Source organism: Salmonella sp. SAL00653, from assembly GCF_046552515.1.
Classification (GTDB): domain Bacteria; phylum Pseudomonadota; class Gammaproteobacteria; order Enterobacterales; family Enterobacteriaceae; genus Salmonella; species Salmonella enterica.
The window spans coordinates 150,522-166,494 of the sequence record NZ_JBGDTY010000007.1 but is presented as its reverse complement, the minus strand read 5'-3'; the positions used below and the strand labels follow the sequence as shown (position 1 = coordinate 166,494).

Genomic DNA, 15,973 nt, shown 5'->3' with positions numbered 1-15,973 from the left:
ACAATCTATCCCTGAAATATATAATCTATTTTTTTACTTTGAGCATTATCCTGCGGCAGACTGCCGCAGGATGATATTTCACTTACAGATAGCTGATCGTGAAGTTTACGGTGCTGCTGAATTCGCCGGTATCGATAGTGCTGGCAGAGGAATCGCCTTTCACCCAGGCTTTGAAGTTAAGAGTCTGTTTCGCTGCCGCAACGCTGCCGTTCATCGTCAGATTTTCGCTGTAAGCGTCGCCCAATTTGATCGCGGAACCCAGGTGGTTGCCGATGACAATGCTGGAACCCGCCATTTCGCCGCCGCCGATGCGCATCAGCGCAACGCTGCCCGGATTAGCGCTGGATTCGTTACCGATGGCAGAGAAAACGGTAGACGCTTCTTTCTCAGTGGTGAATGCGCAGTTTTCCAGACCGATATGGAAATCGACTTTTGAAGATTCTTTACCGCCCATCAGAGAACCAGTACCGATATGGCCCAGGTTAACGGTCTGGTGTTCGTCGCCAACCACGATTGAACACGGTGAATCTTCAATAGTACCGGTAAAAGTAACCGTACCAGTATTACTGCCTGCAGCATTGGCAAAGCTGGAAACACCCATAACCAGTGCGGCAGCAACCGCAGCTTTTACTGCTGTATTCATTTTTCATCCTTATTAAAAGTTGGTGAGTATTTTTACGCTATTCACACGGAGTTATACTCAATACCCCATGTTTATATTAGTAGATATATATTATATGACGAGTTATGAAATTGCCGATGCAACATTCAAAAGAAGCAAACAACACGTTAATAAATAACATCCCTTAGGCGCGGTGAAGTATTTTCCATTAAAAACCCAAAGACAAGTGTTTTTTATTTAAAGGATTATCAGAATTAAATAATAAATATTTTTACCGTTCAAAAAACAAACAAAGCAAGCAAGACGGGAGAGCCAAAAAAACAATAAACATGTCAAAATGAATAAAAAAAGATCAGAATTACAGTACTGAATATATAGCAATGACGCGTAACATTTATTTTTGGTATAAATTTCATTAAAAAAAAACAAAAAATGCTAAATTACATTTTTTTGTTTACTCGTGGCAATTAATTTATTTTAATAGAGTTGTTTTTTATTACTTCGATAAAAAAATAATATTTTATTATCGAAGTTTTATAATGAAAATTTATTATTAAATTAAAATTGATTTACGAGATGCATTAAAGATGCGGCATCCGCATCTTAATATTTAAAAAGGCTTAATACCGAAACCGGTAATTCTTATTATTGGATAGATCATGCCGCAATTTATCATCAACGTTTCGGGCCTGGATATGTTGAAATTAGTCACCCTGTTCAGGAGACAGCGGCGCGCCACTGAAATAGCACATGACTTATCGATACAGAAATAACACCTGCTTCTTGCTGAAAATAAAAGCAGAATTCCCTCGATAAAACGTGACAGGACAGCTCTCGCACCTGATAGCGTTCAGCTATTTTTAGGTCTACAAAATATTGCCACAACATATTGATATTGTGTAATTTGTAGGTCGGGTTGAGCATGGCTGCCACCCGACATAAATGTGGCACAGCCTTTTTTTACTGGCTCTGTTTACGTAGCAAATAGATAAAATACGGCGCGCCAATAAAGCTTGAAAGCAGTCCCGCCGGGATCTGATACGGAAATAGCGCCATCCTGCCGCACCAGTCGGCAAAGACCAGTAAAACGCCCCCTGCCAGCGCCGAGATGACCATATGCGGCATCGTCCGGCGAAAACCGAGCATCCGCGCAATATGCGGCGCCATCAGTCCAACGAAACTCAGCGGCCCAATGGTCATCGTCGCGGTTGCCGTCAAACAAGCCGCCAGCGCCAGCAGCGCGATACGCGACGGCGTAAGCGCCATGCCCACCGCACGCGCGGCATCGCCTCCCAGGGGCAAAATCGTTAACCAGCGGCGACACAACGGCACAAGTGCCAGCAAAATCACCATTACGATCGCGGTTCGCGTAACCTGCCCGTCAGTGGCGTTATAGGTAGATCCTGCGATCCAGGTCAATACTTCCGCCATCCGCGGATCGCCGCTCGCCTGGAGCATCATTAGCAGCATGGTAAACGCGGTGCTAAGCGCCATCCCCGCCAGCAACATCCGTTGCGGTGAGAAACCGCCGCGCCCGGCGGCTATCATAATAATCAGCAGTGTCGCCGCCGCCCCCAGGCTTCCGGCAGGCAGTAGCCAACCGAAAGCATTCCCCGGCACCAAAAACAGCATCAACACCACGCCAAACGCGGCTCCGGAACTGATCCCCAGCACTTCCGGGCTGGCCATTGCATTACCGGTCAGACGCTGAATAATGCAGCCCGCCACCGCTAGCATGACGCCCGCCATTAACGCCGCCAGTATCCGCGGCCAGCGCCACGGCATCAGTTCTTCAAGCAGCGTTCCGCTCGCCCACGTCCAGCCGTGCGCGTCGCGACCAAAAGAGAGCGCGCCCCATGTTGCCAGCAGCAGGAGCGCGCCACCGGCAACGGCAAAAGCAAGAACGTGCCGACGTTCCGCCGCCACACGATCGCTGGCGTTCATATCCGGCGCGCTCATGCTTTTAAGCCGCGGCAGCAGCCACAGGAGCAGCGGCGCGCCGATTAACGCCGTCACTGACCCGGTGGAAACCTCCATCCATACGCGGGTTAGCCAAAGGATAATCTGATCGGATAGCCACAAAATAAGCGCCCCAATGAGCGGCGCCAGCATCAGGCGCGCCAGCAGACGTCTTGCGCCAAGCATTTTCGCCAGCAGCGGCGCAAACAGGCCGATAAAACCGATAATGCCCACCGCGTTGACCAGCAGAGCGCTCAACACAATCGCCAGCGACAGCGCCGCCAGACGCGCTAACGACAGCGCCAGACCCAGATTACGCGCAACGCCGTCATCCAGCCCCATCAGCGTCATCGGGCGTAACAACAATAACGTGAGCATCACACCGCCCAGCAACTGCGGCCACAGACGCTGCACGCCGCTCCAGTCGGTTTGCGTTAGCGTTCCTGTGCTCCATAAAAACATGCTTTGCAACTGATCGTGGTGGAAAATCACCAGTAACTGGTTGATTGCGCCACAGTAAAGGCTGACCACCAGCCCGGCGAGGATCAGGGTCACTGGCGACAGGCGTTTGCCCCACGCCACGCCAAACACCAGCGCGCCGACGATGCAGGCTCCCGTCAGGGCGGCAAACTGCGTGGTCAGCGCGCCGGGAATCGCCCAAAGCGTAGTCACCGTGATCCCCAATTGCGCGCCGGTCGCCACGCCCAGCGTGGTCGGTTCCGCCAGCGGGTTACGTAATACTTGCTGGAACAGGACACCTACCAGCCCAAGCCCCGCGCCCACCAGCAGCGAAATCGCCAGTCTTGGCAGCAGGCTGTAATGAAAAATCATCTGCTCAATGATGTCGATATCTGGTGACCAGATAGCCTGTTGCCACTGACTGCGCGGTAGCGCAACGGAGAAGTTAACCCATGTCAGCCAGCAGGTGGCAACAAACAGCGCCAATAACAGCAACGCCGGATGGCGGCTTCGCCTTATCCGGCCTACAAAGCGCCCAAACCGTAGGTCGGATAAGGCGCTTTTCGCGCCGCCATCCGGCATTTCACGTTTTCTGCTCACGCTTTTCCTCCCAACACGTTATCCAGGATGCGGACAAAATGCATCGTGGAGAGGGTCGCGCCATAGAACCAAACGGCGGGCACCCGATGAAAACGCCCGGCGCGGACAAACGGCATGGCCTGCCACAGCGGCGTTGCCATCAGCGCGTTCATATCGGTGCTATTCCCGTGATCGAAGCAGATTACATCCGCTTCTTTATACATCGCCAGCCGATCGATACTGACCGCCGTACTGCCCCAAAAGTTGGTTTCACCCTGCCAGGCATTGACAATGCCATACTCGTCCAGCACCTCCTGGAACAGGCAATTCGGGCCGAGCACCAGCATATGCCGCGGATCGATAAGCGTCGTCATCAGTAACGGACGCCCCCCGCGGCGGATAAAATGCGGCTTCTGGCTGGCGATGAAGCGATCGTATTGCGCCAGATGTTTTTCTGCCGCAGCTTCCAGATTCAGCGTCTGCGCCAGTTCAACCAGCGAGCGTCGGGCCACCGCCAGCGGCTTTTTGCCGTCGCTAAAATCGAACCCGTGCCCCGGCGCGATCCGCGCCAGTTTCTCCGGCGAGGGTCCGTAGCCTGCCGACCAGACCATAAACGACGGCTTCATCTCCGTCAGCAGTTCGAGATTGGGTTCAGTGCGAAGACCCACATCAATCACCGAATCCGGCAACGGCGGTTCGCTAACCCACAGCTTATAATTTGGCACATCCGCCACGCCATACGGCGTAATACCGAGCGCCAGCAGCAGCTCAACCGGCAGCCACTCCAGCGCCACAATCCGGCGGGGATCGATAGCGGCAGCCTGCGCCGTATTCATTTGCCACAGCAGCGGCGAGAGCGCCATCGCCGTTAATAAACGGCGGCGAGTAAGAGGATATAAATCACGCATTAATACACAAAACTCACAGGTGCCGCGCCCGCCGGATGCGGAAGGATACCCATCGGGATACCGTAAATCTGTTCCAGCGTGTCACTGCGCATCAGTTCCGCAGGCGTTCCTTGCGCAATCATTTCACCGCCGCGTAGCGCGACTAAATAATCACAGTAGCGGGCCGCCATGTTGATATCGTGCAGCACCGCAACCACCGTCAGCCCGCGCTGCTGGCTTAAACGATGCACCAGCGCCAGCACGTCCACCTGATGGGCGATATCCAGCGCTGACGTCGGCTCATCCAGCAGCAGACAACGGCTATCCTGCGCGACCAGCATGGCAATCCACGCGCGCTGGCGTTCACCGCCGGACAGGCTATCGACCAGACGATGCGCCAGCGGTTTTAAGCCGACCAGCGTAATCGCCTCGTCTACTTTTTCCCGGTCCGCGACGCCAAAGCGTCCCAGCGCGCCGTGCCACGGATAGCGGCCAATCGCCACCAGTTCGCGCACAGTCATTCCTTCCGCCTGTGGCAATTGTTGAGGCAGATAGGCAACTTTGCGGGCAAACGCCTTGCTGCTCCAGCTCGCCAGCGGCTGATTGTCGAGCAGAATATCCCCTTCGGAAGGCAGCTGATGGCGGCCCAGCATTTTTAACAGCGTGGATTTACCGGAACCATTATGACCGATAAGTCCGGTGACGCGACCTGCGGGAAACGTTAACGAGAGAGGGTGTAAAAGCGTGCGGCCCGGCACACGAAAGGCGACGCTTCGCAGCGCAAAGGTGGTATCGGAATGAATGTGGTTTTCCTGCATCGCAGCCAACTTGTAAAACGGGCACGGCAAGCCGTGCCCAAAAAGAAATTAGAAACGGAAGGTTGCCGTTGCAACGACCTGACGTTCTGCGCCCCAGAAACAGCCGTAGGTCTGGAAGCAGCTGGCGACGTATTCGCGGTCGAGCAGATTATTAACGTTAACCGCAATGCTGGAGCCCGCCATACCAAAACGCGCCAGATCGTACTTGACGACCGCATCCATCACCGCTGCGCTGCCTACCTTGAAGCTATTGGCCGGATCGCCGTAACTGGAACCAATAAAACGACCGCCTGTTCCCAGGGTTAAACCTGACAACGGACCGTCGTTGAAGGTGTAATCGCCCCACAACGACGCCATGTGTTCAGGCACCTGCTCTGGCATATTCCCTTTCAGATTAGTGTCTTTCGTGTATTCAGCATCAGTATAAGTGTAAGACGCCGTCATATTGATGTTAGCCGTCAATGCTGCTTTGGCTTCCAGCTCTACACCTCGCGCACGAATTTCGCCTGCCGGCACCTGCGCTAATGGGTTGGTTGGATCAGCGGTCAGGTTATTGGTTTTGGTCAGCTGATAAACGACACCCGTAACAACAACCGGCATGTCTTTCGGTACGTATTTCACCCCGGCTTCATATTGCTCGCCTTTTGACGGCTTGTAAGAAACGCGTGGGGTGCTCCACAAATCGAAGGCGCTTGGCTCGAAAGATTGGCTATAGCTGAAGTAAGGTGAAATTCCATTATCGAATACGTAGTTTACGCCACCGCGCCAAGTGAACTGGTGGTCATTACGTTCAATATATCCTTCTGTCGGCGTAGTGGAATTCTGACGCACCGTTGCCGCTTGCTTAGACCAGTCATAGCGGCCGCCGAGAGTAAATACCCACTTATTCCATTCCGCCTGATCCTGAACATAGAGGCCTGTTTGTTTACTTTCGTTCATCTGGTACGGCTCAGCGCCGCCGAAAGCAAAGTATTCAGGATGATAATTGTTATAGAGATCGATTGACGGCGCGCTACCAAACGTCGCGTTAATATCATTACGCATACGCATGAAATCGACACCCGTCAGCAACGTATGATCAATATCGCCGGTCGCGAATTTACTTTCCAGTTGTGTATCTACGCTGAAATTCTGTAAACGCTCGCTGTCAACGATAGTACCGCGGTTAAGCGTATGGCCGTCCGCCGCAATCCCCGTGCCATAGACGCTTTTTTGCGCGGTTTTCATTTCGACAAAACGTAAATTCTGGCGCACGGTAAAAGTGTCGTTGAAGCCATGCTCGAAACTGTATCCCACCATTTTCTCGTTACGAGAATAGGTATTGTTTGACGCCCCTTCATTGAAATCTGTCGGCAAGCGTTTACCATTCGGTAACGGTTCAACCGTTCCCTCTTTCGGCAGCCAGCCGTAGTAGCCGGTCTCTGGTTCGTTCTGGAAATAAGAAAGGAACGTAAAATTCGTTTTCTCATCAGGACGCCAGGTAAAAGAGGGCGCAATCGCATAGCGCTGCGACTCAGCACTCTTTTGCTGCTCATTTGTTGAACGCGCCAGCCCCGTCAGACGATATGAGAACTCACCGTTGTCATCCAGGGAATCACTAAAATCAAAACCGGTCTGGAACAAATTGTCCGTCCCCATTTTGAATTGAATTTCTTTCAGCGGCTCAGTAGTCGGCCGCTTGCTAACCATCGAAATGATACCGCCTGGGTTGCTCTTACCGTAGAGAACGGACGTTGGGCCACGCATCAACTCAACACGCTCAAGCATGTAGGGATCAATAACCGCATCGTTGTAGAAGTTACCCTGCAATTTCAGGCCATCCAGATAGTTATTCTGGCTCAGGCCGACGGAAGAGAAGCCACGGATAATCACGAAGTCATAGGTATTGGAAGCGCCGCGACTGCTTACCGTTACGCCCGGCGTGTAACCCAACGCTTCTTTTACTGACTGGAATTGATGCATCTGCATCTCTTCGTTAGTGACCACCGAAACCGACTGTGGCGTTTTTTCGATAGGTGTATCAGTTTTGGTGGTAGTGGCGGAACGCTTCGCGGCGATGGTCGGAGCCGGTCCCCAGGCACTTTCCTGCGCGGCAGGCGCTGCGGTTACGGTAATGGTTTCTTCTTTCGGTTGAACCGCCGCCTGTGCATAGACAGACATGCCGCTAACCGCTGTGGCTACTACAACTGCGATTTTACGCAGTGAGGAGTTTGGCTGAGCAGTTTTAAGACGCGCCATTGGTATATCTCTGATGAAAGTGAATGATAACGTAAACGATAATTATTATTATAACCGCAGCATGATAGGCGAAATATCGTCGCAATGGCAAGCGATACGCGGCCCTACGAAAACTAAGGGGTTAAGAAATAACCAGATGAAAAGGAAGGGTTAATAAATTAGACTGAAATGTTATTTATCGAGGATTTGCCGAATGGCGACGTAAGCGTCTTATTCGGCCTACGTCGCACATAATGGGGTCGTAACGGCGTAGACCGGGTAAGCACAGCGCCACCCGGTACTATTACCGTGATTAATTGCCGCCGAACATCTCCTTAATCCAGCCGGCAACGCCGTCGCTCTTCTCTTCTTTCGGCGGCTGTTGCTGCGCAGGCTGCTGCGGCTGAGACGACTGATCGAACGGATTGCCTGACGGCTGCTGTTGCTGCTGCATCATCTCGCCCTGCTGGCACAGCGTATTTGGATCGTCCGTCCAGACCGGCAGAGTGCGCATACCGCCGCTACAGACGAAATTACCGTCGTAATCAACGCCCATATCCACCACATCTTCCGGCGGCGTCAGAACTAAAGGCGTCGGCGTCTGGTTCGCCAGATAGCGCTGGTAAATCGCCATCGCGCCGCTGGCGCCGTACAATTTCGTTGGCTGGTTGTTATCACGGCCTACCCAGGTGATAGTCACCTGGCTGCCGTCGATACCGGCAAACCAGGTATCGACATTGTTGTTTGTCGTCCCGGTTTTACCCGCCAGATGCAGACCCGGATATTTCGCGCCAAGCTGACGCCCCGTACCACGCTGGACGACCTGCTGCATTGTCCAGAGCGTCAGGTAAGCCGCCTGTGCCGGTACGGCGCGTTCAGCTTGCGGATAACTTTGGTACAGCACCTTACCATCTTCCTCAATAACCGAACGCAGCGCTGATAACGGCGCGCGATTTCCGCCGCTGGCGATAGTCTGGAACGCCTGCGCCACTTCGATCGGCGTCAGGTTCAGCGCCCCTAACAGCATCGCCGGAACCGGATTGAGCTGATCTTTCGGCACGCCGAGCTTCGTCCAGGTATCGGTTACCGCCGGTAAACCTAACGCCATCCCCAGATTGACCGTCGGTACGTTCATTGAGCGAGTTAACGCATCCACCAGCATCACTTTCCCGCTTTCGCTGTAGCGACGATCGTCGTTCTGCGGCGACCAGACCTGACCATTCGGCTGGCGCAGAGAAATCGGCGCATCGGCAATCCAGGTGTTCAGACGGTATAAGTTCGGCTGACTTAACGCGGTCAGATAGGTCGCCGGTTTCGCCAGCGACCCGATGGAACGGCGCGCCTGCATGGCACGGTTATAGCCGGCATACTGCGGCTCCGCCCCGCCAACCATCGCGCGCACCTCGCCGCTAAAGCGATCCACTACCACCATCGCGGTTTCCAGATCGCTCAATTTACGCTGCTTCTTCAACGCCGGAATACCTTCGACAACGGCTTTTTCTGCGGCATCCTGCGCCACGGAGTCAAAGGTGGTGAAGATCTTCACGCCGGAGAGATCTTTAATTTTATCCCCCAGCTTCGCCTGCAGTTCCTGACGAACCATCTGCATAAACGCTGGCTGCGGTGAAATAACGCCGCCGCGCGGCTGTACGCCAAGCGGACGCGCGCTCAGCATGTCATAGAGTTCCTGATCGATGATTTTCTGCTGCTGTAACAGGCGTAACACCAGGTTACGACGCTCCAACGCCAGTTTCGGGTTACGCCACGGGTTATAAATCGACGCCCCTTTTACCATCCCCACCAGTAACGCCTGCTGATCGAGGCTCAGTTCCTCTACCGGACGACCAAAGTAATACAGGCTCGCCAGCGGAAAACCGCGAATTTCATTGTCCCCGCTTTGACCGAGGTAGACCTCGTTCATGTACAGCTCAAGAATACGATCTTTACTGTAACGGGCATCCATGATCAGCGCCATGTAGGCTTCATTCGCTTTACGCCAGTATGATCTTTCGCTGGAGAGGAACAGGTTCTTCACCAGCTGCTGGGTCAGCGTACTGGCCCCCTGCACCGTGCGTCCCGCCGTCAGGTTGGCCAGCACCGCACGCCCGATAGAGTAAAGACTAATGCCATCATGCTCATAGAAATGACGGTCTTCCGTCGCCAACAGCGTATCGACCAGCAGATCCGGGAAACCGCTGCGCGGGACGAATAAACGCTGCTCGCCATTTGGCGAAGAAAGCATGGTGATAAGCCGCGGATCGAGACGGAAGAAGCCAAACTGGCGGTTGTTATCCAGATTGACGATGGTTTCCAGACGCCCGTCACTGAACGTCAGCCGCGCGCGCACCTGCCCTTCTTTGCTATCCGGGAAGTCAAACGGACGACGGATCATCTCAATGCTATTGGCCTGCACGGTAAATTCGCCGGGACGGGTCATCTTCGTCACCAGACGATACTGCGTCGCTTCCAGCAATTTCACCATCTCGTTTTTGCTGACAGGCATGTCTGGCTCAAGGTTCACCATCCGGCCATATACCGCCGCCGGAAGCTGCCAGACCTTGCCATCGATACGGCTGCGGATTTTTTGATCCAGATAGACGCCGTAAATGGCGAACAGCACCACAAAAACGATAAACAGTTTTAGCAATAGCCACAGCCAGCCACGCTTGCCACGAGGCTTACGCCCTTTGCCCTTACCTTTACGCGGCATCGGTTCTTCATCCTCATAGTCATCATCATAATCGTCGTCATGCTGCCGACGACGGCTCACCTTTTGTTTCACAGGACGTGACGGTTTCCCCTTACGTCCAATCGGCTCGCGGTCATTCCCCGCCATGCTTTTTCTCCGCAACATACAGGCGCAAAGGCCCGATTCTCTATTCTTCCGCCAGACGACAGAAGAAGAAATCTCTCAATTTACCCTTTTGCCGGATGGCGATTAACGCCTTATCTGGCCTGGAGGCAACGTATAACACGTCACGAATACTTCTTCGTGCGCCGCGTTGGGGCCGTATTCGCCGGATCGTCCGGCCAGACATGTTTGGGGTAACGGCCCTTCATCTCTTTTTGCACTTCGCGATACGCCCCCTGCCAGAAAGCGCTTAAATCGCGCGTAATCTGTAGCGGTCGCTGCGCTGGCGAAAGCAGTTCCAGCACCAGCGGCACGCGGCCCTGAGCGATGGTTGGGGTCTTCGCTTCGCCAAACATTTCCTGCATTCTGACCGCCAGCGCGGGCGGGTTATCTTCATGATAACGAATCGTTATTCGGCTTCCCGTCGGCACAGTGTAATGCCCAGGCAGTTCACTATCCAGACGTTGCAGCATGGCATAGTCAAGCAGTCCCCGTAACGCCTGAGTCACATTCAGAGATTTCAGACTCCGTAACGACTGTACGCCTGTCATGTGCGGCAGCAACCAATTTTCCAGAGTCGCCAGCAGCGACGCCTCATCCACGGCAGGCCAGTCATATTCCGGCAGCCATTTCGCCGCACAGTGCAGACGCAGACGGAACTGCTCCGCTTCCGGCGTCCAGTTAAGGACGGACAGACCTTTATCGCGGATGCCGTTCAGCATCGCCTGATGAAGCTCCTCTTCAGACGGCTTCGCCAGTGGCTGAACGCTAACCGTCAACTGTCCAATACGCATTCTGCGCCATGCTTTCAACGTTCCCTGCGCCTCGTCCCATTCAACCGTGTCGGACTGGCGCAGTAAATCAGGACACGCCTGAATCAGCGAGGCAATATCCAGCGGCTGCGCCAACAATATTCGGGCGTCCGGCGAGGAGCTACCTTGCAGTAACAGCGGCGCGATCAGCCATTCATGACGTCCCAACGCGTCATCCGCATCTAACATCGCGCCCATACCATTGGCTAACTGATAGCGCCCTTCCTGACCACGACGCCGCGCGATGCGGTCGCTAAACGCTCTGGCCAACAGCGGCATAATAAGCGCGCTATCCGGCTCGCCATTACGCACCTGCAGCCGTTTTAAAAGCTGCTGGCTACGCTGCTGCCAGCCCGGCTGTCGCCGCGAAAATACTACGCTTAAATCCGTACCGCCGCCGCGCGGCGGGTCCTCAAGGATAGCCGCGAGCATGGCGGCAGTGGCGGCGCTATCGCCCTCGCCGGCGTTGACTAACATCGCCGCCAGGCGCGGATCGTTACCTGTTGCCGCCATTTTCCGGCCCCGCGCGCTTAACCGCTCGCCCTCCAGCGCGCCTAACATCAATAATAAACGGCGGGCGGCCTGAAGATTCACCTCCGGCGGCCTGTCCAGCCAGAAAAGCGAGGCCGGATCGTGACATCCCCACTGCAACACTTCCATCAACAAACCGGAAAGGTCGCTGTGTAAGATTTCCGGATCGCTTTGCGCCCCCGCCCGCTCCGCCTGTTCTTTGGCCAGCAGATGTAAACAGATCCCCGGCGCCAGTCGTCCGGCGCGCCCCGCGCGCTGCGTCATTGACGCCTGACTGATACGCTGCGTAACCAGCCGCGTCAGTCCCGTTCGCGCGTCGAATCGCGCCACGCGCTCCTGAGCGCTATCGACGACCAGACGAATCCCTTCAATCGTCAAACTGGTTTCGGCAATGTTAGTCGCCAATACCACTTTACGCATCCCGGCGGGGGCGGGAACAATCGCTTTGCGTTGCGCCTCCAAAGACAATGCGCCATACAGAGGACAAAGCAGGACATCGCTCCCTACCCGCGACGCCAGATGTTCATGAACGCGCTGTATTTCGCCTACGCCGGGTAAAAATAGCAGCAGCGAACCGTTTTCATTGCGCAACAGTTCCGCTGTCGCCATCGCGACGGCTTCATCAAAACGCAAATGCGCCGCGAGCGGCTGATAACGTCGCTCCACCGGGAACGCGCGCCCCTCCGAGACGAGCGTCGGCGCATCAGGCAGTCGCTGACAAAGCCTGTCGTTATCCAGCGTCGCAGACATGATTAACAGCCTGAGATCGTCACGGAGCCCTTGCTGGATATCCAGCAACAGCGCCAACGCTAAATCCGCCTGTAAACTGCGCTCATGAAATTCATCCAGTATCACCAGCCCCACGCCGCGTAATTCGGGATCGCGCTGAATCATTCTGGTCAATACGCCTTCGGTCACCACTTCCAGCCGGGTACGCGGCCCCACGCAGCTTTGCGCGCGCATCCGGTAACCTACCGTTTCGCCAGGCTTTTCATTCAACGCTTCCGCCAGACGCTGTGCGACATTACGCGCCGCCAGACGACGCGGTTCAAGCAGGAGGATTTTTCCAGCAACCGGCCCCTGTTGCAGGAGTTGCAACGGCAGCCAGGTGGATTTCCCCGCCCCGGTAGGCGCGGACAACAAAACCTGCGGCGCGGTTTTTAGGGCTGTCAACAATTCAGGCAATACGGCGGCAACGGGCAATGACGTCACAAACGGCTCCACGGGGTTAACTTTCTTTGCGCCGCATTGTAGCATCGTGTTAATCCATAACCGAGTATCCCTATGTCTGAGCCAAAACGGCTGTTTTTTGCGATTGACTTACCCGACGACGCGCGCGCGCAAATTATCGCCTGGCGCGCCGCCCATTTTGCGTCTGAAGACGGACGCCCCGTGGCAGCGGCGAACCTGCACCTGACGCTGGCCTTTTTAGGCGACGTCAGTAACGATAAGCAGCGCGCGCTTGCGCAACTGGCCGGACGAATTCGCCAGCCGGGCTTTACGCTACATCTGGATGACGCCGGTCAGTGGCTGCGTTCGCGCGTGGTGTGGCTGGGGATGCGCCAGCCGCCGCGCGGGTTGTTGCAGTTGGCTAATATGCTGCGCGCGCAGGCTGCCCGCAGCGGTTGTTACCAAAGCCCGCAGCCTTTTCACCCGCATATTACGCTGCTGCGCGACGCCAGCCATACGGTGGCTATCCCGCCGCCGGGCTTTTGCTGGTCATTTCCGGTCACGTCGTTTGCGCTTTACGCCTCTTCGTATGGGCAAGGCCGTACCCGCTATGCCGAGCTGCAGCGCTGGACGCTGGGCGAATAATAATGAAGGAATGTCGATGCTATTCTCACCCCCTTTACAACGCGCTACGCTGATTCAGCGCTATAAACGTTTTTTAGCTGATGTCATCACCCCTGACGGTACGACGCTTACGCTGCACTGTCCTAATACCGGCGCGATGACCGGCTGCGCCACGCCTGGCGATACCGTCTGGTATTCGACATCAGAAAATACTAAACGCAAATATCCGCATACCTGGGAATTGACTGAAACGCAATTCGGCGCATTCATTTGCGTGAATACGCTGCGGGCGAACCAGCTAACGAAAGAAGCGATTCAGGAGAATCGCCTGCCGGCGCTGGCGGGGTACAATATTCTGAAAAGTGAAGTCAAATATGGCGCCGAGCGCAGCCGTATAGATTTTATGTTACAGGCAGATTTCCGCCCGGACTGCTATATTGAAGTGAAATCGGTCACGTTAGCGGAAAAAGAAAACGGTTATTTTCCCGACGCCATCACCGAACGAGGGCAAAAACATCTTCGGGAATTGATGGGCGTTGCGGCGGCAGGTCATCGCGCAGTGGTGGTGTTCGCGGTGCTGCACTCCGCCATTACACGTTTTTCACCCGCACGTCATATCGATATAAAATACGCGCAGCTATTGAGCGAGGCTCAGAATAAAGGCGTGGAAGTTTTAGCTTATAAAGCAGAACTTTCAGCCCAAAAAATGGAACTGAACGAACCAGTACCCATAACGTTGTAGTGGAATAACAGCCTGATTATTAAGTATTCTGGCCGCGTGCGTAAATACGCTTTTCCTCACAGGGTTGTCAAGTGTTACGTTTAGATAATTGCTATCCGGAAAAGCATCTGCTATTTATAGCGACCTGATTTTCCCCCGAACATGGGGATCGATAGTGCGTGTTAAGGAGAAGCAACATGCAAGAAGGGCAAAACCGTAAAACATCGTCCCTGAGTATTCTCGCCATCGCTGGGGTGGAGCCGTACCAGGAGAAACCGGGCGAAGAGTATATGAACGAAGCCCAGCTATCGCACTTCAAGCGTATTCTTGAAGCATGGCGTAATCAACTCCGGGATGAAGTCGATCGCACTGTGACGCACATGCAGGACGAAGCCGCCAACTTCCCCGATCCGGTCGATCGCGCCGCGCAGGAAGAGGAGTTTAGCCTGGAGTTACGTAATCGTGACCGTGAGCGCAAACTGATCAAAAAGATCGAGAAGACGCTGAAGAAAGTGGAAGATGAAGACTTCGGTTATTGCGAGTCCTGCGGGGTGGAGATTGGTATCCGCCGCCTGGAAGCGCGTCCAACAGCCGATCTGTGCATCGACTGCAAAACGCTGGCTGAAATTCGCGAAAAACAGATGGCGGGTTAATCCCGTTCGTTTCTACCCTATTTATGACAGGCGGGAGTTTTCCCGCCTTATTCTTTATTGCCCGCAGCATGACTGACTCACACTATATTGGCCGTTTCGCGCCGTCGCCATCCGGCGAACTGCATTTCGGCTCGTTAATCGCCGCCCTCGGCAGCTATCTACAAGCCCGTGCGCAACGCGGAATTTGGCGCGTTCGCATCGAGGATATCGACCCCCCACGTGAAGTTCCCGGTGCCGCAGCGACCATTCTGCGCCAGCTGGAACATTACGGCCTGCACTGGGATGGCGAGGTCTTATGGCAATCACAGCGTCATGAGGCTTATTGCGAGGCGCTGGCCTGGCTTCACGAGCAGGGACTGAGCTACTACTGCACTTGCCCCCGCTCGCGCATTCAGCGTCTGGGCGGTATTTACGACGGCCATTGCCGGACGTTATGCCACGGGCCGGAGAATGCCGCCGTCAGAATTAAACAGCAGCATCCGGTGATGCATTTCCATGATGCCTTGCGCGGCGACATCCAGGCTGACCCACAGCTGGCGAGCGAAGATTTTATTATCCACCGCCGCGACGGACTGTTTGCTTATAATCTGGCCGTGGTGGTCGACGATCATTTTCAGGGGGTGACGGAGATCGTCCGCGGCGCAGATTTAATCGAACCCACTGTCCGACAACTTTCGCTGTATAAACAGTTTGGCTGGCGTGCGCCAGGCTACGTGCACCTTCCGCTGGCGCTCAACGAACAAGGCGCTAAACTTTCCAAGCAAAATCATGCCCCTGCGCTTGCGACAGGCGATCCGCGCCCGGTACTGGTCCAGGCATTGCGCTTTTTAGGCCAACGCGACGTCGTAGCGTGGCAGGAGATGTCTGTTGAGGAGTTGCTGCGCTTTGCAGTGGCGCACTGGAGGCTTACAGCCGTACCCACATCGGCTAATGTAAATCCGGCATTCTCAAATGCGTCTCGCTGAGCTATGATTAGCCGCTATTTTTGCTCATCGTCTTTCGCATTGCTGCGGCGTTAATGATGCTTACAGCCCAGGTCGCGTTGCTCTCTTACGCCCGTCTGCCGTAAT

Annotated in this window: 11 protein-coding genes; 4 read left to right on the top strand and 7 right to left on the bottom strand. The window is 54.7% G+C overall.

Annotation, left to right across the window (positions count from 1 at the left end; genetic code table 11):
* Window positions 1–82: 82 nt before the first annotated feature.
* The 7 genes from stfA to hrpB form a co-directional block, all read right to left on the bottom strand.
* Window positions 83–643, bottom strand: a complete 561-nt coding sequence (stfA, locus tag ACLJRU_RS10675; RefSeq protein ID WP_001090555.1) for a fimbrial major subunit StfA — start codon at window positions 641–643, stop codon at window positions 83–85.
* A gap of 939 nt (window positions 644–1,582) precedes the next feature.
* Entirely contained in the window at window positions 1,583–3,622 is a 2,040-nt protein-coding gene (gene fhuB / locus ACLJRU_RS10670; RefSeq protein ID WP_110301488.1) for a Fe(3+)-hydroxamate ABC transporter permease FhuB, read from the bottom strand.
* A gap of 14 nt (window positions 3,623–3,636) precedes the next feature.
* Window positions 3,637–4,527 (bottom strand): Fe(3+)-hydroxamate ABC transporter substrate-binding protein FhuD, encoded by an 891-nt coding sequence (gene fhuD / locus ACLJRU_RS10665; RefSeq protein ID WP_001205351.1) that lies wholly within the window; start codon window positions 4,525–4,527, stop codon window positions 3,637–3,639.
* Window positions 4,527–5,324: a Fe3+-hydroxamate ABC transporter ATP-binding protein FhuC gene (gene fhuC, locus ACLJRU_RS10660; protein ID WP_001157197.1), complete on the bottom strand. Its 798-nt coding sequence runs from the start codon at window positions 5,322–5,324 to the stop codon at window positions 4,527–4,529. Before fhuC ends, fhuD begins: the two co-directional genes overlap by 1 nt.
* 48 nt (window positions 5,325–5,372) lie before the next feature.
* Window positions 5,373–7,562, bottom strand: coding sequence for a ferrichrome porin FhuA (fhuA, locus tag ACLJRU_RS10655; protein WP_023234827.1), 2,190 nt, complete (start codon window positions 7,560–7,562; stop codon window positions 5,373–5,375).
* 292 nt (window positions 7,563–7,854) lie between these two features.
* Complete coding sequence (mrcB, locus tag ACLJRU_RS10650) at window positions 7,855–10,377, bottom strand: bifunctional glycosyl transferase/transpeptidase (protein ID WP_023234826.1); 2,523 nt, start codon at window positions 10,375–10,377, stop codon at window positions 7,855–7,857.
* A 140-nt stretch (window positions 10,378–10,517) separates the two neighbouring features.
* A complete protein-coding gene (hrpB, locus tag ACLJRU_RS10645) occupies window positions 10,518–12,947 on the bottom strand; it encodes an ATP-dependent helicase HrpB (RefSeq protein WP_024148642.1) in 2,430 nt (809 codons plus the stop codon).
* Window positions 12,948–13,019: 72 nt separating this feature from the next.
* Between hrpB and thpR the strand changes: the two genes are divergently transcribed.
* The 4 genes from thpR to gluQRS all read left to right on the top strand — a co-directional run bounded on the left by thpR (window position 13,020) and on the right by gluQRS (window position 15,868).
* Window positions 13,020–13,550 (top strand): RNA 2',3'-cyclic phosphodiesterase, encoded by a 531-nt coding sequence (thpR, locus tag ACLJRU_RS10640; protein ID WP_001294175.1) that lies wholly within the window; start codon window positions 13,020–13,022, stop codon window positions 13,548–13,550.
* A gap of 16 nt (window positions 13,551–13,566) precedes the next feature.
* Window positions 13,567–14,271 (top strand): DNA/RNA nuclease SfsA, encoded by a 705-nt coding sequence (sfsA, locus tag ACLJRU_RS10635; protein ID WP_000899408.1) that lies wholly within the window; start codon window positions 13,567–13,569, stop codon window positions 14,269–14,271.
* A 176-nt stretch (window positions 14,272–14,447) separates the two neighbouring features.
* Window positions 14,448–14,903: an RNA polymerase-binding protein DksA gene (gene dksA / locus ACLJRU_RS10630; RefSeq protein WP_001155232.1), complete on the top strand. Its 456-nt coding sequence runs from the start codon at window positions 14,448–14,450 to the stop codon at window positions 14,901–14,903.
* Between the two features lie 68 nt (window positions 14,904–14,971).
* Window positions 14,972–15,868 (top strand): tRNA glutamyl-Q(34) synthetase GluQRS, encoded by an 897-nt coding sequence (gene gluQRS / locus ACLJRU_RS10625; RefSeq protein WP_001539029.1) that lies wholly within the window; start codon window positions 14,972–14,974, stop codon window positions 15,866–15,868.
* Window positions 15,869–15,973 lie beyond the last annotated feature (105 nt).